We start from the raw sequence: 24,853 nt of genomic DNA on the forward strand, positions 1-24,853 counted from the left end.
GCCGCGTAGGGTGACGGCGTCCTCATGATCCCCAGCATCGATGAACCATCGCCGTAGCGTCCAGGAGGATCCCGATGCCGCGCGTCGCTTGTGCCTTTTGGCTAAGCGCTCCAGGTCAGGGCGAGATCCGGACGGTACCCCTTCCGGAGCCCGCCGCCGACGAGGTCCTGGTGCGCACGATCTGCTCCGGAGTGAGCCGTGGAACGGAGACCCTGGTCTTCCGTGGCGGCGTCCCCGAGAGCCAGCACACCGTGATGCGGGCGCCGTTCCAGGAAGGCACCTTCCCGGCACCGGTCAAGTACGGCTACCTCAATGTAGGTGTCGTCGAGGAAGGCCCGCACGACCTGCTGGGCCGTACGGTCTTCAGCCTGTATCCGCACCAGACGCACTTCGTCGTCCCGGTGAGCGCCGTCACTCCGGTACCGGACAGCGTCCCCGCCGCGCGTGCCGTGCTGGCGGGCACGGTGGAGACCGCGGTGAACGCCCTGTGGGACGCGGCGCCGCTGGTCGGCGACCGGATCGCGGTGGTCGGCGCGGGCATGGTCGGCTGCAGCGTCGCCGCGGTCCTGGCCCGCTTCCCCGGGGTCCGGGTGCAGTTGGTCGACGCCGACCCCGCGCGCGCCGCCACCGCCCGCGCACTGGGGGTGGACTTCGCGCTGCCCGCGGACGCGCTGGGCGACTGCGACCTGGTCGTGCACGCCAGCGCCACCGAGCAGGGGCTCGCGCGCTCGCTCGAACTGCTCGTCCCGGAAGGCACCGTGATCGAGCTGAGCTGGTACGGAGACCGGCAGGTCAGCCTGCCGCTGGGGGAGGCCTTCCACTCCCGCCGGCTGGTCGTCCGCAGCAGCCAGGTGGGCACGGTCTCCCCGGCCCGGCCCCGCCGTACCTACGCCGACCGGCTCGCGCTCGCCCTCGACCTGCTCGCCGACCCCGCCTTCGATGCGCTGATCACCGGAGAGTCGGCCTTCGAGGACCTGCCGCGGGTGCTGCCCGAGCTCGCCTCCGGCGACCTGCCGGCGCTGTGCCACCGCATCCGGTACGGGCCGGCGGACGACGGCTAGCAGTCCCGGGACCGCCCGGAATTCGCCCCCGACGACACCGTCACTGAGACCGACATCACACCGGAGGAACGGCCTTGTTCAGCATCACCGTCCGCGATCACCTCATGGTCGCCCACAGCTTCCGTGGCGCGGTCTTCGGACCCGCGCAGCGTCTGCACGGCGCGACCTTCATCGTGGACGCGACCTTCCGCCGCGCGGAGCTCGACGCCGACAACATCGTCGTCGACATCGGCCTGGCCACCCAGGAACTCGGCGCCGTCGTCGGGGAGCTGAACTACCGCAACCTCGACGACGAGCCCGCCTTCGCCGGCATCAACACCTCCACGGAGGCGCTGGCCAAGGTCATCGCCGACCGGCTCGCCGACCGCATCCAGGCGGGCAACTTCGGCGAAGGCGCCCGCGAACTGGCGGGGATATCGGTCACCCTGCACGAGTCCCATATCGCCTGGGCGACGTACGAGCGCACCCTGTGACCCCTACGGGCGCCACCGCGGCGACGGAGCGTGTGGTGCACTTCGTCCTCCCCGGTGACGTCGACGATCCGGCGGTACCCAGCGGCGGCAACACCTACGACCGCCGGGTGTGCCGCGACCTTCCGGCGGCGGGCTGGCAGGTGCGCCCGTATGCGGTGCCGGGAAGCGGGCCGCAGCCGGATGCCGCGGCCCGCGCGGGGCTGGAGCGGTATGTGGCGGCGCTGCCGGACGGCGCCGTGGTCCTCCTCGACGGGCTGGTCGCCTGCGGCGTCCCCGAGATCCTGGTTCCCGAGGCGGGACGGCTGCGGCTCGCCGTACTGGTCCATCTGCCGCTGGCCGACGAGACCGGGCTCGACCCCGCACTGGCGGCCGAGCTGGACGCCCTCGAACGCCGCACCCTGCACGCCGTGGGAGCCGTGGTCGCCACCAGCGAGTGGGCCGCCCGCAGGCTCGTCGCGCACCACGGGCTGGCGGCGGAGCGGGTCCATGTCGCCAGGCCAGGAGCCGATACCGCCCCCCTCGCACCGGGCACCGACGGCGCCACCGGGCTGCTGTGCGTCGCCGCGGTCACCCCGCGCAAGGGGCAGCACCTCCTGGTGGAGGCCCTCGCCGCCGTCACCGAGTTGCCCTGGAGCTGCACCTGCGTCGGAGGGCTCGACCGCGCCCCCGGCTACGTCGCCCAACTGCGGCATCGCGTCACGGAGTCCGGCCTCGATGGCCGGATCGCCCTCACCGGACCGCAGGGGGGTGCCGACCTGGAAGCGCGCTATGCCGCAGCCGACCTGCTGGTACTCACCTCGTACGCCGAGACCTACGGCATGGTCGTCACCGAGGCGCTGGCGCGTGGGATTCCGGTGCTGGCGACGGAGGTTGACGGCGTTCCGGAAGCGGTCGGGCGGGCTCCCGACGGCAGTGTGCCCGGCCTGCTCGTGCCGCCCGGGGGGCCGTCGGCCGTTGCCGAGGCGCTGCGTGGCTGGCTGGGGGATCCGCAACTGCGTGACCGGTTGAAGAATTCGGCACGCGGACGGCGTGCCATGCTGGAGGGGTGGGAGATGACGTCGCACAGTCTGGCCGGAGCGCTGGAACGGCTTCGGAACGAGATCCGGAGCATATGGTGAACGTGACCGGCAGGCCCCGATTCGCCCCGCGGTGGCTGGAGTTGCGGGAGCGCGCCGATGCCGCCGCCCGCGCACCCGAGCTGCTGCATCCGCTGCTCGACCGGTTGTCCGCGCAGCCGGCGCCGGCCGGCCCGCCCGGGAGCCCCCGCGGTCTGGTGATCCGTGATCTCGGGTGTGGCACCGGTTCGATGGGGCGCTGGCTCGCCGTCCGGCTACCCGGCCCCCAGCACTGGATCCTGCACGACCACGACCCCCTGCTGCTCGAACACGCCGGTGCGCGGATGCCCGTAACGGCCGCCGACGGCACGCCCGTTGACGCCACGACCGAGCGCGGCGATCTGGCCGCCCTCAGCGCCGACGACCTGGCCGGCACCTCGCTGGTGACCGCCTCCGCGCTGCTCGATCTGCTCACCCGCGACGAGGTGGAGGCGCTCGCCGAGGCCTGTGTGGGCGCGGGCTGCCCGGCGCTGCTGGCGCTCTCCGTCGCCGGACGGGTCGAGCTGACCCCGTCCGATCCGTTCGACGCCGAGCTCGCCGCCGCCTTTGACGACCATCAGCGGCGCACGGACCAGGGCCGCGGCCTGCTCGGGCCGGACGCGGTCGCGGCGGCGGTCGCGGCGTTCGAGCGGCGCGGGGCGACCGTGGTGGTGCGGCCCAGCCCGTGGCGGCTCGGCTCGGCGGAATCCGGGCTGATCGCCGAATGGCTGCGCGGCTGGGTCGGTGCCGCGCGGGCCCAGCGGCCGGAGCTGGCCCCCGAAGCGGTGGCCTATCTGCGCCGGCGGCTGGAGGAGTGCGCGGCGGGGGAGTTGACCGTCGCGGTGCACCACACGGATCTGCTGGCGCTGCCCGGCCCCTCGTCCAGGAGCGCGGGATGAACCGGTCCCGCTGGGCGGCGTGGCTCAGGCTGCTCGCGGGACTGGGCATCCTGGTGGCGCTGGTGTGGCATCTGGGATCCGACGCCTTCCTGGACGGTCTGCGCAGGATCGATGCCGCCACGCTGCTCGCCGCCCTCGCCATCGGCCTGCTCACCACGGTGTTCAGCGCCTGGCGGTGGTGTCTGGTGGCCCGCGGCCTCGGCCTGCGGCTGCCGCTGGGCGGAGCCGTCGCGGACTACTACCGCGCGCTGTTCCTGAACGCGGCGCTGCCCGGTGGCGTCCTGGGCGATGTGCACCGCGCCGTACGCCACGGCCGTCACTCCGGTGACCTCGGCCGGGGCGTGCGCGCGGTGGTCCTGGAACGCACCGCCGGCCAGTTCGTTCTGCTCGTCGCCGGAGCGGTGGTGCTGCTCGCCCGGCCGTCGCCCGTACTGGCGCCGGTCGCCCGCTTCCTGACCTCGCCCGGTGTCGCACTGACCGCGGCCGCGGTGGGGGTGCTGCTGCTGGCGGTCGCCGTCCGGCTGCGCCGGCGCCGCGGCGCCTCGCGCGCCGAACGCGCCCTGCGCACCCTGCTGGCCGAAGCGCGCCAGGGCCTGCTCGGCCGCGGTGTCTGGCCCGGCGTCGCGCTCTCCTCGGTGGCGGTCCTGGCGGGCTACCTCGGAATGTTCGTGCTGGCCGCAAGGGTTGCGGGAGTCACCGCGCCGACAGCCGAGCTGGTGCCGCTCGTGGTGCTGGCGCTGCTCGCGATGGCGCTGCCGTTGAACGTCGGCGGCTGGGGCCCGCGGGAGGGCGTCGCCGCCTGGGCCTTCGGCGCGGCCGGGCTAGGCGCGGCGCAGGGACTCACCACTGCCGTGATCTACGGCGTGCTCGCCTTCGTCGCGAGCCTCCCGGGCGCCGCGGTGCTGCTCGTCCGCCGGTCCGCCGGACGGCGCACCGAACGCCCGCAGTTCGAGTTCGAAGAGCGTGTCCTCGCCGAGCGGGGCGCGGCGCAGCGGCGGGCGTAGCGCCTCCCGCATCACCGGCGTACCGGGAAACCGCAGACCGGGGATGCCATCGCCGAGCAGGACCGGTGCGACGGTGACATACAGCCGGTGCAGCGCCCGCTCCTGCACAAACCGCGACACGGTGACTCCGCCGCCTTCGACCAGCACCCGGCCCAGACCACGCCGCGCCAGCGCCGCCAGCAGGCGATCCGGAGCGAACGCGTCCCGGTCCCGCAGCACCATCACGTCGACGTCTGCGCCGCGGGGCACGGCGGCGACATCCGGTCCCACCACCCACAGCGTCGGCGCGGCACCGTCGGTGAACACCCCGCTGTGCAGCGGCACCCGGCCCCGCGGATCGAGCACCACCCGCACCGGGTTGTCGCCCGTACAGGCCCGCACGGTCAGCCGCGGATCGTCCGTCACGGCGGTACCGGCCCCGACGACCACCGCATCGGCCAGCGCGCGCAGCCGGTGCAGATGGCAGCGGTCCTCGGCACCGGTGACATAGTCGGCATCGCCGGTACGGGTCGCGATGAAGCCGTCCAGACTCTGCCCGAGCTGCGCGAACGCGATCCGGGGCCCGGCCAGGCACAGCGGCAGATAGAGTCCCGCGAGCTCCACCGCCTCGGGTGTGGCGGGCCGCTCCCAGCGCAGCCCGCCGTCCCCGTCCGTCACCATTCCGGCGGCCCGCGCCTCGTCCGCCGTACGGATCGTCCGCAGCCGCTCCCAGGCCGCTGCCGTGTCGAGCGCCTCAGTCATGGGCTTCCGTCCGTGCGCCGAACAGCGCGGCGTATTCGTCGAATGCGTCGACCAGGCCGGCCAGCAATTCCTTCCCCTTCCGGGCGGACGCCAGCGACGGCCGCCCGATGACCCCGGATTCGGTATACACCGACATGCCGAGCGTCAGCAGGTGCTTCCGGTCATCGGCGACGCAATCCGCCGATTCATAGCCTTCCTTGACCAATTCGGGATGGGCATACAGGAGAATGGACGTCTCGGCCTCTCCCGCATGCATATCGGTGTGCCCGGACGTCTGCACCCCGGCCCGGGCGCGCGCCGCGTCCCAGTCCGCCGATCCGGGGAAGAGCGCCATCCGCACGCCGCTTCCGGCGGATTCCTGAACGACATTGCGCAGCACGTAATTTCCACCGTGCCCGTTGACCAGAATCAGGGTGCCGATACCGGACTTGCGGAGCGAATCAGCGATGTCCGTGACGACCGCATGCAGGGTACGCGCCGAAATGCTGACGGTCCCCGGCCATGCGGCATGTTCGTGCGAACAGGACACGGTCAGCGGCGGCAGCAGCTGGACGGGACGGCCGGCCGCCACCTCCCGGGCGATGGTGCAGGCGATGACGGTATCGGTGCTCAATGGCAGGTGAGCGCCATGTTGTTCGAAGCTGCCGATGGGCAGCACGGCCATCGTCGGCTGCCGTGCCCGTACGTCCTCGGTGGTGTCCGCCGGCAGCAGGCCGGGCGCCGGAGTCGGGTGTCCCGAAGCGGTCATCGTGTGCTGCGGCCTTTCGTCGCTGACTCACCGAGTCGTGGTTGTCGCAGCATACTTGTTGTGTTCTGAGTGAGTCCCGGCGATCCATTCCTCCCGCGGGTACCATCGCGCCATGATGGACGCCGACGACGATGCCTGCCCCGACCTCCGTGTCGCAATCGATGATGCCCTCGGCCACAAACCGGGCGTGGAACAGGTGGTGACGGTCAGGCTGCCCACCACATACGGTGAATTTCTCGCCGTCGGCTATCTGGACCGGCGTAGCGGGATCGAGCAAGTGGCTCTGGTCCACGGCGATGTCGTGGGAGAGCCGGTGCTGACCCGGGTGCATTCGGAATGTCTCACCGGCGATGTCTTCGCCTCCGCCCACTGCGAATGCGGCGATCAATTGTCCGCCGCGCTGCGCGCGATCGTGGCGGAAGGACGCGGCATTCTCGTCTATCTCCAGGGCCATGAGGGCCGGGGGATCGGGCTGTTGGCCAAGCTCCGGGCGATGAAGCTGCAGGAGGGCGGGCTGGACACGGTCGAGGCGAATATCGCGCTCGGGCTGCCCGTCGACGCCCGTGAATACCGCGTCGCGGCGGAGATGCTGCTGGACCTCGGCGTCCGGTCGGTGCGGCTGCTGTCGAACAACCCGCGCAAGCGCGAGGCGCTGCTGCGGCACGGCGTCGCCGTCGCCGAACAGGTCCCGCTGCTGATGACCCCCCGTGCGGAGAACATCCGCTACCTCCGCGCCAAACGGGAGCGCCTCGACCACGATCTGCCGCATCTGGACGGTATCCCCGGTCTGTCCTGACGTGGGCGGGACGGCCCGCGAGGGCGGCCCCCCGTACCACGAGGGAGGGCTCGCGACGCCGTACGTCGCGAGCCCTCCCTCGGTGGGCCGGGTCAGGAGGCGGCGGGCGCCGCCTCGGCCGCGGTGGCCTCCGACCGGGTCGGGACGACGCGCTCCGCGAGATGACCGAAGACCAGCCCGAAGGCGGTCCACAGCACCAGTTGGATGGCGATCGCCGACAGCCGGAACTGCCAGAGCAGCGTGGGCGAGAAGCCGTGCGGCACCTCGTCGATGGCCGGCAGGAACGCATAGGCGAGGCCGATGGCGACCACGAACGCGGCGACGGCCGTGACCGTGGCGTACCAGTTGCCCAGCTTCGGAGCCAGCCGCCGCCCGAGGATCGTGGCGGCGACGGCCAGCAGGATGCCGAGCAGCATCATCAGGAAGTACAGGGCGGTGCGTTTGCCGATGGTGTCGGGGTCGCCGACGGACGGCGGGTTGGCCGGGTACTTCAAGAACGGTACGAGGTAGACGGCCAGCAGCGCCGCGCCGGAGAGCAGCGCGGCCGTGGCGCGGGCACCGAACCGGCCGATCCGCCCGAGGGCGAAGCAGAAGGCCAGTGCGGCGATACCGCCCAGCGCGACGCCGTAGACCAGTACGCCGGTGGCCAGCCCCGCTGTGGACTGCACACCGCGGCTGACGACCTCCATCTCGTGTTCGTGGCTGTGTGCTTCCTCGAACGCGATGGCGGCGTCCACCCGCGGTTCGCCCAGCAGATAGGCGACGACGAGGGCCAGGACGCCTGCGGCCAGACCGGCGAGCATCCCGCGCACCAGAAGGGTTCTGATGGTGACGGAGTTCATGGGTGCGCAGTCCGATCAGTGGCAGGGGAAGCCGAGGAGGTGGCGCCCGTCGTGGACCCACTCGTGGACCTCCGTGCCCGAAAGCACTGAGGTGGCGCCCTGCTCCGCGCCGATGAAGTACAGGAGAACGAGCATCAGGACGCCGAAGAACAGCGCCCACGGGGCAATTGCCTTGAGGGGGAGCGGGGCCGGGGTGACGGCGCCGGTGGCCGGGGGTGCGATGGTCTGGGCCATGGCAGAACCTCCTGTGCGGGGAACTCGCGTCCCTGGTCGTGGGAGTGCGTAACGACATGCCGGGTCTGGCTCGCCCGGTTCCGGCCCTGGCTGGGCTGGTAAAAACCGGACATACAGTGGCGCGACCGCGCCGGGATCCCACCGGCTTCCGTCATGTCGTCGTCAATATCATCGGGAAGGTACCGCGAACCGACCCCCGGGCCAAGGCCGCGAAGGGGGCGGAGAGGCGCAGGACCGGGCGCATGGGCCGGACAACTCCCTTGTACGAGTGAGGTGTTGCCGGTACCGGTGATGAGTGGGAGAAGAGGGCATGACAACTCGGGTGATGTTGGTCTCACCGGCCGCGGGCGACGCCCAGCGCGAGGTGCGCTTCGACGACGACGGCCCGCTGAGCGAGGCCGGGCTGCGCCGCGTCCGGGCCGCGGCCGGAGCGCTGCCGGCCGCCGACCGGACCTTTGTCTCGCCCTCCGTCCGGTGCCGGAGCACTGCCGGGGAACTCGGGCTGTCGGCCCGCTCCACGCAGGAGCTGGCGGGCTGTGCGATGGGCGGCTGGCGCGGCCGGACGCTGGCCGAGGTCGCCGATGCCGAGCCGGTCGCGGTGTCCGCCTGGCTCTCGGACCCGGACTTCGTGGGGCACGGCGGGGAGTCGCTGCGGCAGCTCTGCGACCGGGTCGAGGCCTGGCTGACGCGGATGGCCCTGGACGCGGGCCGGGTGCTGGCCGTCGTCGAGCCGGATGTCGTACGTGCGGCGGCGGTCTGTGCCCTCGGCGTTCCCGTGGAGGCGTTCTGGCGGCTGGATGTGCCGCCGCTGACCGTGACCGAGCTGAGCGGGCGCGGCGGCCGCTGGAATCTGGGCCTGGGGCGGGCGCCGGACCGCAGGTGACAGCGGTGCGGCGGTTTTACGGCGAAATTCACTTGCCACTTCATCTACACATAAAGGCGACATAAGCGCAGAATAAAAGTGCGTGGTCCGATGCCGCGCGGAACGGCCGGAATGCGAGCGAAGGAGGCGAGTCGCATGGCCGACGTCTCACACCACAGGGGAGATCTCGCAGGTCACCCCGATGCTTCTGAGATGCAGGCTCGATATGAGCGGGTGCTCGGCGGGCGTGACGTGGTACTCGTCGACGGTCCGGTGCTACTGGTCGGCCTGTACTGCGCCGTCTCACCATGGATCCTCCACTTCACCGCCGCGCAGCCGGCGCTCGTGACGCACAACCTCATCCTCGGTATCGCGATCGCCCTCCTGGCGGTCGGATTCACCGTGACCCCTGAGCGGATGTACGGCCTGAGCGGCGCGATGTGCGCGATCGGCGCATGGATGATCATCTCCCCCTGGATCGTCGGCAGCGGCCCGGACGCCGGCGTCATCTGGAACAACGTCGTCATCGGTGCCCTGACGTTCCTGCTGGGCGCCATGTGTGTCGCCGCAGCGTCGAGGAGCCGCCGCGGCACGTGATGCGCTCTCCCTGCGGGGGCGTGAAAGCCGCTGACCGCCTTGCCCTCCTGTGAGGGCGCGCCGGTTGGCGGCTGCGTGTGAGGGGGTACGGCGGTCGGCGCTCAGGCTGCTAACGGCGCGGGGCGCCGCCGCCCGTGAAGGGCTGCCGCAGCAGCCCGGCCAGTACCAGCCCGCCGGCGAGCAGCAGTCCGTCGGCCAGCGCGATTCCGGCGGCCAGACTGCCGACCGCGGCCGCCGGCGCCAGCCAGGCGAAACCGCGGTGGTACGGGCGTAACCGGACCCGTTGGCCGGCTGTCGGGGTGCGGGGGCGGGCGCCGGGCCCGGCGCCGTGCCGGAACGCTTCGGTGAGCTCGCCGAACGGGCCGTCGTCGTACGGGGGCAGCGTCGTCCCTCCTCCGGGTCGTGTGGACGGCCGCGCCGTAGTGGCAGGGCGAAGGCGGGCGGGGGCATTGCTCCGGTGATCGCGTCTGGTTAGGGTTGCCTAACTAAGGTAGCGGGGGGGCGCCGTCCAACGTCTTCGGCATTGTTGTGCCCTGCCCGGCCTTGTCCGTAACGCCGTTGACGAGAGGTGCCGCAGCATGCCGCGCGAGAACCACCCATCGCACAAGGACAGGGACACGCTGGTCCGGATCGCCTACGGTGCGATGGCCACGCACACGATGGGCGCCGCCGCCCGTCTGCGGATCGCCGATCTGATCGGCGACGGCGAGTGCACGGCCGACGAGCTGGCGGCGGAGTGCACGGCGCAGCCCCAGGCCATGGGCCGGTTATTGCGGGCGCTGACCGGTCTCGGGCTGCTCGACGAGCGGTCCCCGGGCGTCTTCGCCCTCACCCCGGTCGGCGCTCTGCTGCGCACCGACGAACCCGAGTCGCTGCACTCCTTCGTCCGGATGTTCAGCGATCCCACCCTGCTCAGGGCCTGGGAGCGGCTGGACGACAGTGTGCGCACCGGCGAGACCTCGTTCGACGCGGTCTTCGGCAAGGATTTCTTCGGTCACCTCGCCGAACGGCCGGAGATGTCCGCCGACTTCAACGCCGCGATGAGCCAGGCCACCCGCGACACCGCGGCCCTGCTGCCGTCGGCGTTCGACTTCGGCCGCTTCGCGACGGTGGCCGATATCGGCGGCGGTGACGGCACCCTGCTCGCCGCGATCCTGCGGGCCTTTCCGTCGCTCGACGGCATCCTCTTCGACAGCGCCGAGGGTCTGGCCCAGGCCGGTGCGAAGCTGGCGCGCGACGGGCTGGACGGCCGCTGTTCCCTGGTGCCCGGGGACTTCTTCGCCACCGCTCCCGAAGGTGCCGATCTGTATCTCCTCAAGAGCGTGATCCATGACTGGAGCGACGCCCGGTGCGCGGACATCCTGGGCCACTGCCGGCGAGTGATCCCCGACGGTGGCCGGCTGCTGCTGGTCGAGCCGGTGCTGCCGCCGGTCGTCGATCCGGCGGCGGCCGGTGTCGTCTACCTCAGTGACCTCAACATGCTGGTGAACGTCGGTGGCCGGGAGCGCACCCGGGACGACTTCGAGCTGCTGTGCCGCGCTGCGGGCTTCGCCGTCCGTACGGTCACCCGGCTCCCGAAGCCCAACCGCTTCAGCGTCATCGAGGCCGAGCCGGTGTGAGGCGGGCGACGGGGTGGACGGGGGCGGGCGACACCCGTGCACCCCGGTGGGGGCGGATGCCTGCACGCATGCGATAACCGGGCAAATTCGGTTAAATCGGTTGCATGGGTCCGTCGACTGTGGCCCGCCGCCCCGGAGAGGGAGCGTTCCGTGACCGCTGCACCCGTGGATGATCACCAAGACTTCGCCGATGCCGACCGTGGCTTCATCGCCGCGCTCGACCCGCCCCAGGTCACCGCGGACGACGGCCGGGTCATCTGGGACGCCGAGGCCTACGGCTTCCTGGCCGGAAACTGCCCCGACACCGCGAGCAAGAGCCTGTGGCGGCAGGGCCGGCTGGTGAGCCGGCAGGGCCTGTACGAGGTCACCGAGGGCATCTACCAAGCCCGCGGCCTGGACCTGTCCAACATGACGCTGATCGAGGGCGACCACGGCGTCATCGTCGTCGACCCGCTCGTCTCCGCCGAGACCGCCGCCGCGGCCCTGGAGCTCTACCGCAAATACCGCGGTGACCGGCCGGTCACCGGCCTGATCTACACCCACTCGCACGGAGAGCACTTCGGCGGCGGGCGGGGCGTACTGCCGCACGACCACCACCCCGTCCCGGTGCTCGCGCCGGCCGGCTTCCTCCGGCACGCGGGGCGCGAGGACGTCTACGCGGGTACCGCCATGACCCGGCGCTCCGTCTACATGTACGGAACCCAGCTGCCCAAGGGACCCGACGGCCAGATCGGCTGCGGCCTGGGCACCACCCGCTCCACCGGCACCATGACCCTCATCCCGCCGACCGTGGACATCACCCGCACCGGCCAGGAGGAGATCGTCGACGGCGTCCGCATCGTCTTCCAGCTCACCCCGGGCACCGAGGCACCCGCCGAGATGAACTTCTGCCTCCCGGCGCACCAGGCCCTCTGCCTGGCCGAGAACGCCACCCACACCCTGCACACCGTCCTGCCGCTGCGCGGCGCCCCCGTCCGTGACGCCCGGGCCTGGTCCCGCTACCTGGGCGAGGCGCTCGCCCTGTTCGGCGACGAGGCGGAGGTCGCCTTCGCCTCCCACCACTGGCCCACCTGGGGCAAGGACCGCGTCAAGACCCTGCTGGCCCACCAGCGTGACCTGTACGCCTATCTGCACGACCAGACGCTGCGGCTGCTCAACGAGGGGCTCACCGGCACCGAGATCGCCGAGGAGCTCCGGCTGCCGCCGGCCCTGGAGCGGGACCCGTCCCTCCACGGCTACTACGGTGCGCTCAGCAACAACGTCAAGGCGATCTACCAGCGCTACCTGGGCTGGTTCGACGGCAACCCTGCCCACCTGTGGGAACACCCGCCGGTCGAGCAGTCCCGACGCTATGTGGACACCATGGGCGGCGTCGAGGCCACGGTGGACGCGGGCAAGCGGTACGCCGCCGAGGGCGATCTGCGGTTCGCGGCCACGCTGCTCAACCATGCCGTCTTCGCGGACCCCCACAACCTCCGTGCCCGGCGCGAACTGGCCCTCGTCTACGAACGGCTGGGCCACGGCTGCGAGAACGGCACCTGGCGGAACTTCTACCTCACCGGCGCCATGGAGCTGCGCGGCACCCTCGCCGAGGCCCGCCCGGACACCGCCGACTCCGAACTCGCCCTGGCCCTGACCGTCGACCAGCTCCTCGACTCGCTCGCCATCCGCATCGACGGCCCCCGGGCCTGGTCCACCGCGCTCACCCTCGACCTCTACCTCCCCGACGAGGACCGGACCTGGCAGCTGACGCTCTCCCACGGAGCCCTCACCCACCTCAGCGCACCCGGCGCCCCCACTCCGTCCGGGGAACGCACCCCGGACCTCACGCTCACCCTCACCAAGCCCCAGCTGCTCGACCTGCTCGCCGGCCGCGGTCCGGGCGACGCCGCACAGCACGGCGAGCCCGGGGCACTGAACCGGCTGCTGAGCCTCGTCCGCACGCCGAATCCCACCTTCCCCGTCGTCACGCCCTGACGAGGACCGTCCGCCCGGCCGTCGGCCGTCAACCTCGCGCCCCGGACCGCTTCACCGGACCCCTGCCGACACCGCGGCTGGGGCAAACTGAGCCAGTGGCGAGCAACATTCCCGAGGAGTCGACCAGTTTCATCGGCCGACGAGCCGAACTGCGCCGGATCGACGACGATTTGACGGTGCATCGGCTGATCACTCTGACCGGGCCCGGTGGTGTGGGCAAGACCCGGATCGCGATGCGGGCCGCACGCGCGGCGGCGGCGCGGTTCCCCGACGGGGTCTGCTGGGCCGATCTGTGGCCCCTGCACGACGCGGGGCGGCTGGTGGCCAGCGTCTGCGATGCCGTAGGGCTGGCCGACCACACGGCGCGGACGCCGGTAGCGGTGCTGTGCGAAGGGCTCGCCGGCAAACGGCTGCTGCTGGTACTGGACTCCTGCGAGCATCTCGTCGATGCCTGCCGTGACCTGCTCGGGGACCTGCTGACCGCCGCCCCGGGCCTGACCGTGCTGGTCACCAGCAGACAGCCGCTGGACATCGTCGGCGAGTGGACCACCGAGATCGGCCCGCTGCCCTGCACCGGCGACAACGACGCGCTGGCCCTGTTCACCGCACGGGCCGGGGCCGCGGCCCCCGGGCTGCGGCTCACCGCCCCACCGCATGCGACGGCCGCCGCCGTCATCTGCCGCCGCCTCGAAGGCATCCCCCTGGCCCTGGAGCTGGCCGGCGCCCAGCTGGCGAACAGCTCCGTCGAGCAGATCGCCGAGCGGCTCACCTCCCGCTTCGACACCCTCGACGGCGACGGGCCCGTACGGCTGCCGCGGCACCGGACGCTGCGCTGCGCCATCGGCTGGAGCCATGAGCTGTGCGCACCGCTGGAACGGCTGCTGTGGGCCCGGCTGTCCGTCTTCCGCGGCACCTTCGACGAGGAGTCCGCGAGCGCCGTGTGCGCCGGTGGACCGCTCACCGGACCGGGGGTGCGCACCACGCTGGCCTCGCTGGCCGCCAAATCGGTGCTCACCCGCGAGGGCGCGCGCTACCGCATGCTCGACACGCTGCGCGAGTACGGCCGGATGTGGCTGGCCGAACTCGACGAGACGACGGCGCTCGCGGACCGGCACGCCGCACACTTCGCCGCCTTCGGCCGCCGCGCCGAACTGGGCTGGCTGGGCCCCGAACAGGTCGGCTGGTACGACAGGGTCGCCGAGGCTCACGTCGACCTGTGCACCGCGCTGGACCATCTGCTGGCCACCGACCCGGAGCGGGCCCAGGAACTCAGCGCCTCGATCGGCTTCTTCTGGAACTGCTGCGGCCATCTGCACGAGGCCCGCGACTACGTGGCCCGCGCCCTGGCCGCCCACCAGCGCCCGGGCCCGGCACGCACCCGGGCGCTGTGGGCGCTCGGCGTCGCCGTACTGCTCCAGGGCGATCTGGCGCTGGCCGACTCCCTGGGCCTGGAGTGTTCCCGCGCCGCGCGGGTGTCCGACGACGCGGAGGCGGTACTTCAGGCCGGCTATCTCACCGGTCTCACCCATCTGATGGCCGGCCGCCCGAGGTCCGCGCACACCGTCGCGGAACAGGTGCTCGGCCCCGCGCCGTACACCCCCTTCGCCTCTCCCGGACGGCTGCGCTGCCATCTCGTACAGCTCTTCGCGCTCACCGGCCTGGGCAAGCTCACCGAGGCCCGCGCCGAGGCGAGCGCGCTGCGCCGCGGGTGTGTGCAGCGCGGCGAATACTGGACCCGGTCCTATATCGATTACCAGCTCTCGCTGATCTCGCTGTTCCAGGGCCGGCCCGAGGAGTCGGCGGACCACGCCCGCGCGATGCTCGCGGCCAAGCAGGGCATCGGCGACAAGTTCGGTATCGCGCTCGGCCTGGACCTGCTCGCGGCCGCGGTGGCGGCCCAGGGCCACGGCGCGGCCGCCGCCCGCGTCTACGGGAGCGGCCAGGCCATCTGGCGGACCGTCGGGCACCCGCAGCGCGGCACCCCGGAGCTGCGCGCGGTACGCGAGGAGTGCGAGCAGCGGGCTCGCGCGGCGATCGGCGACGAGGCGTACGCGGACCTCTTCCGGCGGGCCAGCGAGGAGCGGCCCGGGACCTCGCTCGCCCGGATCCTGGCGGGCGACCTGTGACCGGCGCCGGTCACCGGCTCAGGCGGAGGAATCACCGGCCAGCGCGTACAGCAGCTCATAGGCGGTGGTGATCATCCGGCAGGTGCGGCCGCGGCGGGTGGCCAGTGCGACCAGCCCGGTGTGCGACGCCGGGTGGTAGCCGAGGAACGCCTGCTGGCCGAAGGTCGCCCCGACGTGGAAGAGCAACGGCCCGCGCGGAGCCGGATGTTGATACCACGTCAGGGTGTGGGTGTGGCGGTTCCGCCAGCCGCGGCGCAGCAGCGGCACCTGGACGTCGCGCAGCGGCCGGGCCAGCGGCGTGTCGCCGGGGGAGAGGTGCGCCTCAAGGTAGCTGAGCAGATCGGCGGGGGTGGCACGGACCGACCCGGCGGCGACGAAGGCGCCCATGTCGGCGCTGTCCACCGGCGTCACCCCGTTCGTACGGTGGCCGATGGCGTCGGTGCCGGTGGTGCCGGGGCCCAAGGTGGTGTCCGCCAGCCCGAGGGGCCGCAGCACCCGGCCGGTGAGCAGCGCGGGGTAACCGGCGCCCGCGGCCCGGGACATGGCCGGGCCGAGCAGCGCCAGCCCGAAGTTGGAGTACCGCCAGCGGGTGCCGGGACGGTGCCGCGGCCGGGTACGGCCGAAGGTGTGCAGCAGCCGCTCGGTGTCGTAACGGGCATAGCCGTTGGCGTACGGGTGCACCAGCGCGCCGGCGATCAGGTCGGCGGGGATCCGCGGCAGCCCCGAGGTGTGGGTCGCCAGATGCCGCAGGGTGATCAGGCGCGAGTACGGGTGCCGCAGCGGCAGCTCCGGCAGACGGTCGGCGAGCGGATCGTCCAGGGACAGCACATCGGCCCTGGCCAGTTCGGCGAGCAGCAGCACGGTGAAGGTCTTGGACAGCGACCCCAGCTCGTAGCGCAGCGCATGGCGGGGGGTGGGCGGTGCCAGCGCCGAGCCGCCGGTCATCACGGTCCGCCGGCCGTGCCGGGTGACCGCCAGCACGACGTCCGGCGCGTCGATCAGGGTGACCGCGTCCGCGAGACGGTCACCGAGCGCCGGTCCGGGGTCCTCGGGGGTCATCCGACGGCGGACAGGGCCCGGGAGGTGGCCATCGCGGAGGCGAACGCGGCGACCAGGGTGGGGTGGTGGACCAGATCGAAGACCCGCGCCGCGTCGCCCTGCGGCATCCGGCGCTGGATGGGCATCGCGCCGGTGGGCGACTGCGCGGCGGCGTACCGTTCCCACAGCTCCGCGTCGAGCGTGGGCCGCGGCAGGCAGGCGTCGACGACGAGGAGTTCGCCGAGCAGATCCCAGTGTTCGAGGTCCGCCCAGTCCTCCATCCAGGCGGGCAGGTACCGCGTGAGGTAGTCGGCGAGGGCCGACGGGATGCGCTCGGGGGCCTCGCCCCAGTTGGTGAGGTGGAAGACGGTGTGGGTGAGGTCGTAGGCGACGTGCAGCTGCACCGTCCACGGTTCGGGCAGCTGCCCCAGCCAGGTGCGGCCCACGGCCTGGTCGAAGTCGCTGCTGGGCGGCAGACCGAGCTTGCGTTCCGCGTTGAGCACACCGAGCCGCCGGTTGGGCATCATCTCCAGCGCCGTCCAGCTCGTGGTGCGCCGGCAGATCTCCAGCGCGGCCTCCAGTCCCGGGTGGCGGTGGCCGAGTTCGTGGAAGGTCGCATAGACCTCCAGCGGCACCGGGGAGAGCGGCTCGTCGTGCTGGAGCCGGGCCAGCACATTGCCGCCGTCCAGCAGCTCCCGCCAGGCGAAGTCCAGCAGCTGCCCGGCGCGGGCCTTCTGCCGGGACCCGGCCACGCCCTCCCGGAACAGCACCTGCATATTGAGCGCCAGCTCCCCGATGGGCTTGAGCCGCTCGACGACCGCGCCGTTGCTGGCGAGGTCGTCGGGGGTCAGCCGGAAGTGCTCGCGGTGGTCGTCGAGCCAGCTCAGGGCCCGGTCGCCGACAGCGTGCAGCAAGGCGGGGGATGCGGCCGTCACGGTCACGGGGCTGTCTCGCTTTCGCAGGAGGTCCGCCCGCCCGCCGTCGCCGTATCACCGGCCGGGGGACCGGCCTCGGCCTCGTCGGAGGCGATACGGGCGAGGGTGGCGGCGAACGCGGTCACCAGGGTGGAGTGGTAGCAGGCGGTGAACGCCGCGGCCCGGTCGCCGGTGGCCGGCGCGGAACCGATCTCGGGGACGCTGCCGTCGGCCGTCTGGGCGCCGGCCAGCCGCTGCCAGGCATCCGGATCGTACGGGGCGCCGGGCAGGCAGGCCGTCACGGCCAGCAGCTCGCCGGCCAGGTCCCACAGCTCTTCCTCCAGCCAGTTCTCCAGCCAGGAGGGGAGCCACAGCCGCAGATAGCCGGCGAGTTCGGGGGAGAGCCGTTGCCGGTTGCGCCCCCAGTCGGTGAGATGGAAGACGTCATGGGTCACGCCGTACGCCGTCTTGCGGTCCAGCGCCCAGGGCTCCGGCAGTCCGCCGAGGCCGGTCTGTGCCAGGACGGCGCCGAAGTCGGCGTGCTGCCGCAGCCCGATCCGCCGCTCCGCGTTCAGCACGCCGAGCGTACGGGTGTGATCCTCGCGCGCCACCCGCCAGCCACGCAGCCGCGTCGTGGTGTGCACCAGCTCGTCGACCTCGGCATGGCGCAGCCCGGCCTGGGCGAACACCCCGTACAGCTCGACCGGATAGGTGGCGAAGGGCTCACCGCGGATCAGCTCGGCGAACAGCTCGCCGTCGCGGGTCTCGTTCCAGGCGAAGGCGAAGAGCCCGCGGGCCGTCTGCCGGATCTCGTCCCGCGGGTGCAACAGCCCGATCAACTGGGTCAGTTCGGCGAGTTCGCCCAGCGGTTTGAGCGTCAGGTTGGGGTCGGCGTCCGTGGTGACGTTCGGGGGCAGGCGGAAGAAGTCGCGCGCCTCCTCCAGCCACCCCAGGCCGCCCAGGACCATCCGGTCCAGGAGCCCGGGGTCGCCCCGGCCGCCGGTCACCAACCCCGTCCGTGGAATCGTCGGGCGGCCTCGGCATGCAGCGTCACCCGTGGGTCGCCGCCGCCCATCTGGCGGACGAACGCCAGCCCGTTGTCGAGCCCCAGGGTCTGCGGTACGTCGGGCAGCCGGGCCAGCCAACGGCCCAGGCCCGCCGCCTGCAGCCAGTCCCGGCGGCGTACCGCCCGGACGAAACCGCGGGCCAGATCGTCGGTGCGTGCCGACAGCTGCTCGGCGAGGCCGGGCGCCAGCCCGGGCAGCGCGAGCGCGGCAAGCTGCGACACGCGATGGGAGAGCTTCGGCCAGGGGTCGGCCGTGACCCAACCGGCCGCCGCCGCCGGTGGTCGTGGCCAGTGCTGTGCGCTTCCGGGCAGAAACGCGTGCGAGGCCTCGACCAGGCCCCGGTAGGTCCACACCGACACCTCCGAGGCATCGGCTCCCGGCGGATAGGCCGTGAGCGCTTGCCGGACGACCTCCGTGTCGTCCGCGCCGACGGGCGTCCCGAGGCGGTCCATTGCGTACGGTGCGAGCGCATCGGCGCCGAGCACCCGGATGGCGGCCGGAGCCAGTGCATCGCTCTGCCGCAAGATGGCCGACAACGCATAAGGGTCGCCCTCACCCCGCAGGGCGAGGGCGACCCCGGTTGCGGCATCGGCAATCACAGCGCTCAGCGGGACTGCTCCCTGCGTCTGTTCAGCCAACGCTTTCCCCTCAGCCTTAGCGGACGTCAGTCTTGGGCCGGGGGGTGGGCGGCGAGATCAGGAGCAGCGCGGCCAGCAGCAGCGCACCTCCACACTCGCGGGTATCGCGGAAAACGCCGTCGGCCTCGGCGGGTTCAAGCAGTCCCTCGACCTCGGCGGCCAGGGTGGCCGTCTCGACCGGCGCTGTGCGATCCGTAACCATGCGATCAACTCCTTCGACGAATGGGATCTCAGATTCACATCGGCATATTTGCGGCGCAAGGGGAAAGAAGCGACAAACATCAATCTTTCGGGTGGTGGTGATGGCCTCTCAGCGGGTTCCCTGAACGCCAACTGCCTTGTTCCGCACGGCCGGTGGTGTTTCCTCCAGCGCGGCAGGCAGGTGTACGGCGCGTTTGCTCCAAGGAGGACGGAGCCGCACCGATGGGGGATCGGACTGCTCTGTTCGGATGCACCGGGCCCGCAGAGGCCACGCGGCGCGCAGGCGCCGAAGGGAACGGCCCCGGGCCGGAGCGGGAGCACGGCAAGCGGCACCACGGTCCGCACTGGCCGGTCCCCGCGCGGAGAGTTAGATTGGTTGATGTCAAGCAAGTAAATATCCCGGTGGGAGTGAGTGCCCCGTGGGAAGCACTGCTGCTGATTCCGGCGACCGCGCCGCTGCGGGCCCGCGGCCGCGCCCCGCGCCGGGTCCGGGCTACAAATGGGTCGCCCTGTCGAACACGACCCTGGGCGTGCTGATCGCGTCCATCAATATGTCGATCATGCTCATCGCGCTGCCCGACATCTTCCGGGGCATCGGTGTGGACCCGCTGCAGTCCGGAAACACGGGGCTGCTGCTGTGGCTGATCATGAGCTACCTGGTCGTCACCGCCGTGCTGGTGGTCAGCTTCGGCAGGCTCGGCGACATGTACGGCCGGACCCGGATGTACAACCTGGGCTTCGCCGTCTTCACCGTCTTCTCCGTACTGCTGTCGGTGACCTGGCAGCACGGCACGGCCGGCGCCCTCTGGCTGATCGCCATGCGGGTCCTGCAGGGCGTCGGCGGCGCGATGCTGATGGCGAACTCCAACGCGATCCTGACCGACGCCTTCCCCGCCCACCGGCGTGGCCTCGCCCTCGGCCTGAACCAGGTCGCGGGCATCACCGGATCGTTCGTCGGGCTGGTGCTCGGCGGGCTGCTGGGCCCCGTCAACTGGCGGCTGGTCTTTCTGGTGTCGGTGCCGTTCGGGGTGTTCGGCACCGTCTGGGCGTATCTGAAGCTGCGGGACACCGGCATCCGCACCCCGGCCCGGCCCGACTGGTGGGGCAACCTCACCTTCGCGGCCGGCCTGATCGCCCTGCTGGCCGGGATCACCTACGGCATCCAGCCGTACGGCGGACACACCATGGGCTGGAGCAACCCCTCCGTACTCGCCGCGATGGCGGGCGGGGTGCTGCTGCTGGTCGTCTTCTGCGTGGTCGAGACCAAGGTGGCGGCGCCGATGTTCCGGCTCGGGCTGTTCCGGATCCGCGCGTTCACCGCGGGGAACCTCGCCAGCCTGCTCGCCTCGCTCGGCCGCGGCGGCCTGATGTTCATCCTCATCATCTGGCTGCAGGGGATCTGGCTGCCCCGGCACGGCTACGGCTTCACCGAGACACCGCTGTGGGCCGGTATCTACATGCTGCCGCTGACGCTGGGCTTCCTGGTGGCCGGGCCGGTCTCCGGATGGGCGTCGGACCGGTTCGGGGCGCGGACCTTCGCCACCGGCGGGATGCTGCTCGCGGCCGGCACCTTCGTGGCGCTGCAAGCCCTGCCGGTCGACTTCGGCTACCCGGGCTTTGCGCTGATCCTGCTGCTCAACGGCATCGGCATGGGCCTGTTCGCGGCCCCCAACCGGGCCGCCATCATGAACAGCCTGCCGCCCGACCAGCGCGGGGTGGGCGCCGGCATCAGCACCACCTTCCAGAACTCGGCCATGGTGCTGTCCATCGGCATCTTCTTCTCGCTGATGATCGCGGGCCTGGCCGGAACCCTCCCGCGGGCCCTCACCAGCGGTCTGACCGCCCAGGGCGTCCCCGCGGCCGACGCCGTCAAGGTCGCGGCGCTGCCGCCGGTGGGCGTGCTGTTCGCCTCCCTCCTGGGCTACAACCCGATCCGGACCCTCCTCGGGCCGCAGGTGCTGGACCATCTTCCGCCCGGCCGTGCCGCGTACCTGACCGGCCGGGAATTCTTCCCGCAGTTGATCTCCCAGCCGTTCTCCGACGGGCTCGCCGTCGCCTTCGACTTCGCCATCGCCGCCTGTCTGATCGCCGCGGTCGCCTCACTGCTGCGCGGCGGACGGTACGTCCACGACGAGGACCGGTACCGTCACCAAACGGACGGGACACCGGCGCCGGTGACGGTCGCCGTGGCCGAAACGCCCGGGCTCGCCGCCGCTCCCGGCACCGGCACGGCCCCCGGCGCCTCCCCCCACCCGGGTCCGCCCCGGCCCCCGTCCCCGCCGCCCTCCAGGAGCCCGTGATGGAGCAGTCCGACGCCTCGACCGAGCAGCCTTCGCCGCCTGGGACCGAACCGGCGGAGCTGGCCGGGCGGCTGCGCGCGGTGATCCAGCAACTGCTGCCGCTGCTCCGCGGCCAGAGCCGGCACCGCGATCTCACCCCCAGCCGTACGGCCGCCCTCGCGGCCCTCGCCGCCCACGGCCCGCTGCGCATCAGCGACCTCGCCGCGCGGATGAACATCGCGCTGTCCACCACCTCCCGCATGGTGGATCTGCTCGACAGCTTCGGCTGGATCGCCCGCCGCCCCGACCCCGCGGACCAGCGGGCCAGCCTGATCAGCCTCAACGACGACGGGCTGGCGCTGCTGCGTGCCGTACGCCGGGAGACCACCGGCGTGCTCTGCGAACGGATCGACCGGCTGGCCCCCGACCGGCAGCGGCTGCTGCAGGAGGCGCTCCCCGCGCTGGAGGAGCTGGTGGAGGGGAGCAGCCCTTAGGGGGTGTGACGACCCCTTAGAGTGCCAGCGTGCCGACATACAGCATTGGTCAGGCAGCTGGGCTGCTGGGCGTGAGTTCGGAGACCGTCCGCCGCTGGGCCGATGGCGGGCAGTTGGGGATGGACCGGGACGGCGTGGGAAACCGTGTGATCGACGGGGTGAGCCTGGCGGCGTTCGCCAAGGAGCGCGCCGAGGGCCTGCATCCGGTGCCGGGCGATGTGCTGACCTCGGTACGGAACTCCTTCGCCGGGATCGTCACCAAGGTGACCCTCGACGATGTGATCGCCCAGGTCGAGATCCAGTCCGGGCCGCACCGGCTGGTGTCCGTGGTCAGCCGGGAGGCGGTCGAGGAACTGGGGATCGAGGTCGGGGTGCGGGCCACCGCCCGGGTGAAGTCCACCAATGTGCACATCGACCGGGCGGGCGACCGGAGTTGAGCGGTGCTTCCGGCCGGTCCCCGGCGCCCGCGGCCGGCCCCGGCGTCCCTCAGCGGCAGAGCAGCGCCGCCTGCAGATCCAGCTTGTGATCGAGCCGGGACAGATCGCGGCCGGTGAGCGTCTCGATGCGCTGGATGCGGTAGTGCACCGTGTTCACATGCAGATGCAGCGTCTCGGCGGTCCGCGCCCATGACCCGTGGTGGGCGAGGAAGGCCTCCAGCGTCTCCAGGAGCATCCGGTGCGAGGCGCTTCCGGCGCGGCCCGGGGCAGTCGGTCGGCCGCAACCTGGGCGCCCCGGCCGGGCCGCTGGTCGTCACCGGCACCGCTCGCTACACCTTCGACATCGAGGTGGAGGGGCTGCTGCACATGAAGCTGCTGCGCTCCCCGCACCCGCACGCCCGGATCGTCCGCATCGACACCGCCGACGCCTTGCGCGTGCCCGGCGTACACGCCGTCTTCACCCACCACGACGCCCCCCAGCGGCTGTTCTCCACGGCCCGTCACGAGCACCCCACCGAGGACCCCGACGACACCCGGGTGCTGGACGACGTGGTCCGGTTCGTCGGGCAGCGGGTGGCGGCCGTGGTCGCCGACAGTGAGGGGGCGGCCGAGGAGGGCTGCCGCCGCATCGCCGTGGAGTACGAGGTGCTGCCTTACGTCCTCGACCCCGAGGAGGCGATGCGGCCCGGGGCCCCGGTGATCCACCCCAAGGGTCCCGAGACACGGATCGCGCGGGCGGAGAACAACGTCGTCGGCGAGGTGCACGGAGAGACCGGCAGCGTGGAGGAGGGCTTCGCGGACGCCGACCTCGTTCACGAGGACACCTTCCGCACCCAGCGGGTGCAGCACGCCAGCCTGGAAACGCACGGGGCGGTCGCCTACTTCGAGGAGAACGAGGGGGGCGGGGAGCGGATCGTGGTGCGGTCCAGCACCCAGGTGCCGTTCCTGACCCGACGCGCCCTGTGCGCGCTCTACGACCTGCCGGAAGACCGGGTCAGGGTGGTCGCGGGCCGGGTCGGCGGCGGCTTCGGCGGCAAGCAGGAGATGCTGGCCGAGGACATCGTGGTGCTGGCCGCGATGCGGCTGAAGCGGCCGGTGAAGCTGGAGTTCACCCGTGCCGAGCAGTTCTTCGGCGCCACCACCCGGCACCCCTTCACCGTCGGCATCAAGGCGGGCGCGAAGCGGGACGGCACCCTCACCGCCCTCCAGCTCCGGGTGGTCTCCAACACCGGCGCGTACGGCAACCACGGCCCCGCCGTGATGTTCCACAGCGTCGGCGAATCGATGGCCGTGTACCGCGCGCCGCACAAGAAGGTGAATGCCTTCTCCGTCTACACCAACTGCGTCCCGGCCGGGGCCTTCCGCGGCTACGGGCTGGGGCAGGTGACCTTCGCGGTGGAGTCGGTGATGGACGAGCTCGCCCGACGGCTCGGCATCGATCCGCTGGTCTTCCGGGAGCGCAACATCATCGGCCCCGGCGAGCCCATGATCAGCCCCGGCGGTGAGGAGGAGGACCTGCACATCGCCAGCTACGGCCTCGACCAGTGCCTCCAGGTCGTCCGCCGTGCCCTCGCCGAGGACCACAGCGCCGCCGAGGCACCGGAAGGCTGGCTGGTCGGACAGGGCACCGCGATGTCGATGGTCGCCACCGGTCCGCCCGGCGGGCACTTCGCCGATGCGACGGTGACGCTGCTGGAGGACGGCACGTACGACATGGCGGTGGGCACGGCGGAGTTCGGCAACGGCACCACCACCGTGCACCAGCAGATCACCGCCGGGGCGCTGGGCACCACCGCGGACCGCATCGCCATCCGGCAGTCCGACACCGATGTGGTCCGGCACGACACCGGCGCCTTCGGCTCGGCCGGGACGGTGGTGGCCGGCAAGGCCGTGATGCAGGCGGCCAACGGTCTGGCCGAGCGGATTCTGACCTTCGCCGCGGAGCACGCCAGGACCCCGCGGAGCCGGTGCCGGCTGCTGGCGGACGCGGTGGAGTGCGACGGGCGGCCGGTGTCGCTCAAGGAACTCCACGAGGCCGCGCACGACAAGGGCGTGCCGCTGACGGCCGACGGGCACTGGGGCGGCTCGCCCCGCTCGGTGGCGTTCAACGCCCAGTGGTTCCGGATCGCCGTCGACCCCGGTACCGGCGAGATCAAGATCCTGCGCAGCGTGCACTCGGCCGACGCGGGCAAGGTCATGAACCCCCTGCAGTGCCGGGGCCAGGTCGAGGGCGGGGTCGCCCAGGCGCTCGGCGCGACGCTCTTCGAGCAGGTCCTCGTCGATGACGGCGGCAAGGTCCTCACCCCCGCGTTCCGCCGCTACCGGCTGCCGGCCTACGCCGATGTACCGCGCACCGAGGTGCACTTCATGCAGACCTCGGACGCCATCGGACCGCTGGGCGCCAAGTCGATGAGCGAGAGCCCCTTCAACCCCGTGGCACCCGCCTTCGCCAACGCCCTGCGCGATGCCACCGGGGTGCGGTTCACGGAGCTTCCGCTGCTGCGCGACCGGGTGTGGCTGGCTCTTGAGGAGCACCGTGCGGGCGGTGAGGTGCCGGGCCGGCCGACCGGGCGGCATCCGTCCCGCGAGGGTTCGGTGTGAGGCGGACCGTACGGCGACGGACCGCGCCCGGCAGGATCTCGCCTCCGGACATGCCGCCCGCATGGCGCCCTTTGCCTCACATCAGCGAGGTAAAGATGCGGAGATGGCTCG

22 protein-coding genes, 3 pseudogenes and 1 riboswitch are annotated in these 24,853 nt (G+C 72.1%); of the genes and pseudogenes, 15 read left to right on the plus strand and 10 right to left on the minus strand.

Annotated elements, in window-relative coordinates; translation table 11 throughout:
- The first annotated feature begins 74 nt into the window (after window positions 1-74).
- The 5 genes from ACGFWI_RS28660 (at window position 75) to ACGFWI_RS28680 (ending at window position 4,531) form a co-directional block, all read left to right on the plus strand.
- Window positions 75-1,061, plus strand: coding sequence for a zinc-binding alcohol dehydrogenase (locus ACGFWI_RS28660; RefSeq protein WP_393908928.1), 987 nt, complete (start codon window positions 75-77; stop codon window positions 1,059-1,061).
- 74 nt (window positions 1,062-1,135) lie between these two features.
- Entirely contained in the window at window positions 1,136-1,534 is a 399-nt protein-coding gene (locus ACGFWI_RS28665) for a 6-pyruvoyl tetrahydropterin synthase family protein (RefSeq protein ID WP_393908929.1), read from the plus strand.
- Window positions 1,531-2,652, plus strand: a complete 1,122-nt coding sequence (locus ACGFWI_RS28670) for a glycosyltransferase family 4 protein (RefSeq protein ID WP_393908930.1) — start codon at window positions 1,531-1,533, stop codon at window positions 2,650-2,652. The genes ACGFWI_RS28665 and ACGFWI_RS28670 overlap by 4 nt, the downstream gene beginning before the upstream one ends.
- Window positions 2,646-3,527, plus strand: coding sequence for an SAM-dependent methyltransferase (locus ACGFWI_RS28675; protein ID WP_393908931.1), 882 nt, complete (start codon window positions 2,646-2,648; stop codon window positions 3,525-3,527). Before ACGFWI_RS28670 ends, ACGFWI_RS28675 begins: the two co-directional genes overlap by 7 nt.
- Complete coding sequence (locus ACGFWI_RS28680) at window positions 3,524-4,531, plus strand: lysylphosphatidylglycerol synthase transmembrane domain-containing protein (RefSeq protein ID WP_393908932.1); 1,008 nt, start codon at window positions 3,524-3,526, stop codon at window positions 4,529-4,531. The genes ACGFWI_RS28675 and ACGFWI_RS28680 overlap by 4 nt, the downstream gene beginning before the upstream one ends.
- Before the next feature lie 108 nt (window positions 4,532-4,639).
- Here the strand turns inward: ACGFWI_RS28680 and ACGFWI_RS28685 are convergent.
- Window positions 4,640-5,272 (minus strand): annotated as a pseudogene (locus ACGFWI_RS28685) (RibD family protein); the annotation flags it as partial.
- Entirely contained in the window at window positions 5,265-6,020 is a 756-nt protein-coding gene (locus ACGFWI_RS28690; protein WP_393908933.1) for a creatininase family protein, read from the minus strand. The pseudogene ACGFWI_RS28685 and the gene ACGFWI_RS28690, both read right to left, overlap by 8 nt.
- A gap of 112 nt (window positions 6,021-6,132) precedes the next feature.
- Here ACGFWI_RS28690 and ribA point away from each other — a divergent pair, with 112 nt between their 5' ends.
- On the plus strand, window positions 6,133-6,816 hold the full coding sequence (ribA, locus tag ACGFWI_RS28695; RefSeq protein ID WP_393908934.1) for a GTP cyclohydrolase II: 684 nt from the start codon (window positions 6,133-6,135) through the stop codon (window positions 6,814-6,816).
- A gap of 92 nt (window positions 6,817-6,908) precedes the next feature.
- On the opposite strand, the gene ACGFWI_RS28700 is transcribed toward ribA, so the two are convergent.
- Both ACGFWI_RS28700 and ACGFWI_RS28705 read right to left on the minus strand, forming a co-directional pair.
- Window positions 6,909-7,658 carry a CbtA family protein gene (locus tag ACGFWI_RS28700; RefSeq protein ID WP_393908935.1) on the minus strand — a complete coding sequence of 250 codons (750 nt, stop codon included), beginning with the start codon at window positions 7,656-7,658 and terminating at the stop codon, window positions 6,909-6,911.
- Window positions 7,659-7,673: 15 nt separating this feature from the next.
- Window positions 7,674-7,892 carry a CbtB-domain containing protein gene (locus ACGFWI_RS28705; protein WP_129292739.1) on the minus strand — a complete coding sequence of 73 codons (219 nt, stop codon included), beginning with the start codon at window positions 7,890-7,892 and terminating at the stop codon, window positions 7,674-7,676.
- Between the two features lie 63 nt (window positions 7,893-7,955).
- A riboswitch (cobalamin riboswitch) is annotated at window positions 7,956-8,042 on the minus strand.
- Between the two features lie 160 nt (window positions 8,043-8,202).
- Between ACGFWI_RS28705 and ACGFWI_RS28710 the strand changes: the two genes are divergently transcribed.
- From ACGFWI_RS28710 to ACGFWI_RS28730, 5 genes are all read left to right on the plus strand, one after another.
- Window positions 8,203-8,775, plus strand: coding sequence for a histidine phosphatase family protein (locus tag ACGFWI_RS28710; RefSeq protein ID WP_393908936.1), 573 nt, complete (start codon window positions 8,203-8,205; stop codon window positions 8,773-8,775).
- A 135-nt stretch (window positions 8,776-8,910) separates the two neighbouring features.
- A complete protein-coding gene (locus tag ACGFWI_RS28715) occupies window positions 8,911-9,351 on the plus strand; it encodes an SPW repeat protein (RefSeq protein ID WP_393908937.1) in 441 nt (146 codons plus the stop codon).
- Window positions 9,352-9,929: 578 nt separating this feature from the next.
- Window positions 9,930-10,970, plus strand: a complete 1,041-nt coding sequence (locus ACGFWI_RS28720) for a methyltransferase (RefSeq protein ID WP_393908938.1) — start codon at window positions 9,930-9,932, stop codon at window positions 10,968-10,970.
- A 150-nt stretch (window positions 10,971-11,120) separates the two neighbouring features.
- Complete coding sequence (locus ACGFWI_RS28725) at window positions 11,121-12,947, plus strand: alkyl/aryl-sulfatase (protein WP_393908939.1); 1,827 nt, start codon at window positions 11,121-11,123, stop codon at window positions 12,945-12,947.
- A 95-nt stretch (window positions 12,948-13,042) separates the two neighbouring features.
- Window positions 13,043-15,073: an ATP-binding protein gene (locus ACGFWI_RS28730; protein ID WP_393908940.1), complete on the plus strand. Its 2,031-nt coding sequence runs from the start codon at window positions 13,043-13,045 to the stop codon at window positions 15,071-15,073.
- Between the two features lie 18 nt (window positions 15,074-15,091).
- Here the strand turns inward: ACGFWI_RS28730 and ACGFWI_RS28735 are convergent, their stop codons facing one another.
- The 5 genes from ACGFWI_RS28735 to ACGFWI_RS28755 are packed head-to-tail and all read right to left on the minus strand — an operon-like array spanning window position 15,092 to window position 18,932.
- Window positions 15,092-16,132 (minus strand): serine hydrolase domain-containing protein, encoded by a 1,041-nt coding sequence (locus ACGFWI_RS28735; protein WP_393908941.1) that lies wholly within the window; start codon window positions 16,130-16,132, stop codon window positions 15,092-15,094.
- On the minus strand, window positions 16,129-17,052 hold the full coding sequence (locus tag ACGFWI_RS28740) for a DUF6895 family protein (protein ID WP_393908942.1): 924 nt from the start codon (window positions 17,050-17,052) through the stop codon (window positions 16,129-16,131). Before ACGFWI_RS28740 ends, ACGFWI_RS28735 begins: the two co-directional genes overlap by 4 nt.
- The gene (locus tag ACGFWI_RS28745; RefSeq protein ID WP_393908943.1) at window positions 17,049-18,032 is read right to left on the minus strand and encodes a DUF6895 family protein; all 984 of its coding nucleotides are present in this window, start codon (window positions 18,030-18,032) and stop codon (window positions 17,049-17,051) included. Before ACGFWI_RS28745 ends, ACGFWI_RS28740 begins: the two co-directional genes overlap by 4 nt.
- Window positions 18,029-18,730, minus strand: a complete 702-nt coding sequence (locus ACGFWI_RS28750; protein WP_393908944.1) for a hypothetical protein — start codon at window positions 18,728-18,730, stop codon at window positions 18,029-18,031. Before ACGFWI_RS28750 ends, ACGFWI_RS28745 begins: the two co-directional genes overlap by 4 nt.
- Window positions 18,731-18,746: 16 nt before the next feature.
- Window positions 18,747-18,932, minus strand: a complete 186-nt coding sequence (locus tag ACGFWI_RS28755; protein ID WP_030411128.1) for a hypothetical protein — start codon at window positions 18,930-18,932, stop codon at window positions 18,747-18,749.
- A 418-nt stretch (window positions 18,933-19,350) separates the two neighbouring features.
- On the opposite strand from ACGFWI_RS28755, the gene ACGFWI_RS28760 reads away from it, so the two are divergent.
- From ACGFWI_RS28760 to ACGFWI_RS28770, 3 genes are read left to right on the plus strand one after another with little or no spacing between them, the layout of a single operon-like run.
- Complete coding sequence (locus ACGFWI_RS28760) at window positions 19,351-21,231, plus strand: MFS transporter (RefSeq protein ID WP_393908945.1); 1,881 nt, start codon at window positions 19,351-19,353, stop codon at window positions 21,229-21,231.
- Window positions 21,231-21,704, plus strand: coding sequence for a MarR family winged helix-turn-helix transcriptional regulator (locus ACGFWI_RS28765; RefSeq protein ID WP_393908946.1), 474 nt, complete (start codon window positions 21,231-21,233; stop codon window positions 21,702-21,704). Before ACGFWI_RS28760 ends, ACGFWI_RS28765 begins: the two co-directional genes overlap by 1 nt.
- A gap of 29 nt (window positions 21,705-21,733) precedes the next feature.
- On the plus strand, window positions 21,734-22,141 hold the full coding sequence (locus ACGFWI_RS28770; RefSeq protein ID WP_393908947.1) for a molybdopterin-binding protein: 408 nt from the start codon (window positions 21,734-21,736) through the stop codon (window positions 22,139-22,141).
- Between the two features lie 49 nt (window positions 22,142-22,190).
- Here ACGFWI_RS28770 and ACGFWI_RS28775 read toward each other — a convergent pair.
- Window positions 22,191-22,397, minus strand: a pseudogene (locus tag ACGFWI_RS28775) (PucR family transcriptional regulator); the annotation flags it as partial.
- 8 nt (window positions 22,398-22,405) lie between these two features.
- On the opposite strand from ACGFWI_RS28775, the pseudogene ACGFWI_RS28780 reads away from it, so the two are divergent.
- Window positions 22,406-24,742: pseudogene (locus ACGFWI_RS28780) on the plus strand (xanthine dehydrogenase family protein molybdopterin-binding subunit); the annotation flags it as partial.
- Window positions 24,743-24,853 lie beyond the last annotated feature (111 nt).

Source organism: Streptomyces sp. NPDC048434 (assembly GCF_043200375.1).
Classification (GTDB): Bacteria; Actinomycetota; Actinomycetes; order Streptomycetales; family Streptomycetaceae; genus Streptomyces.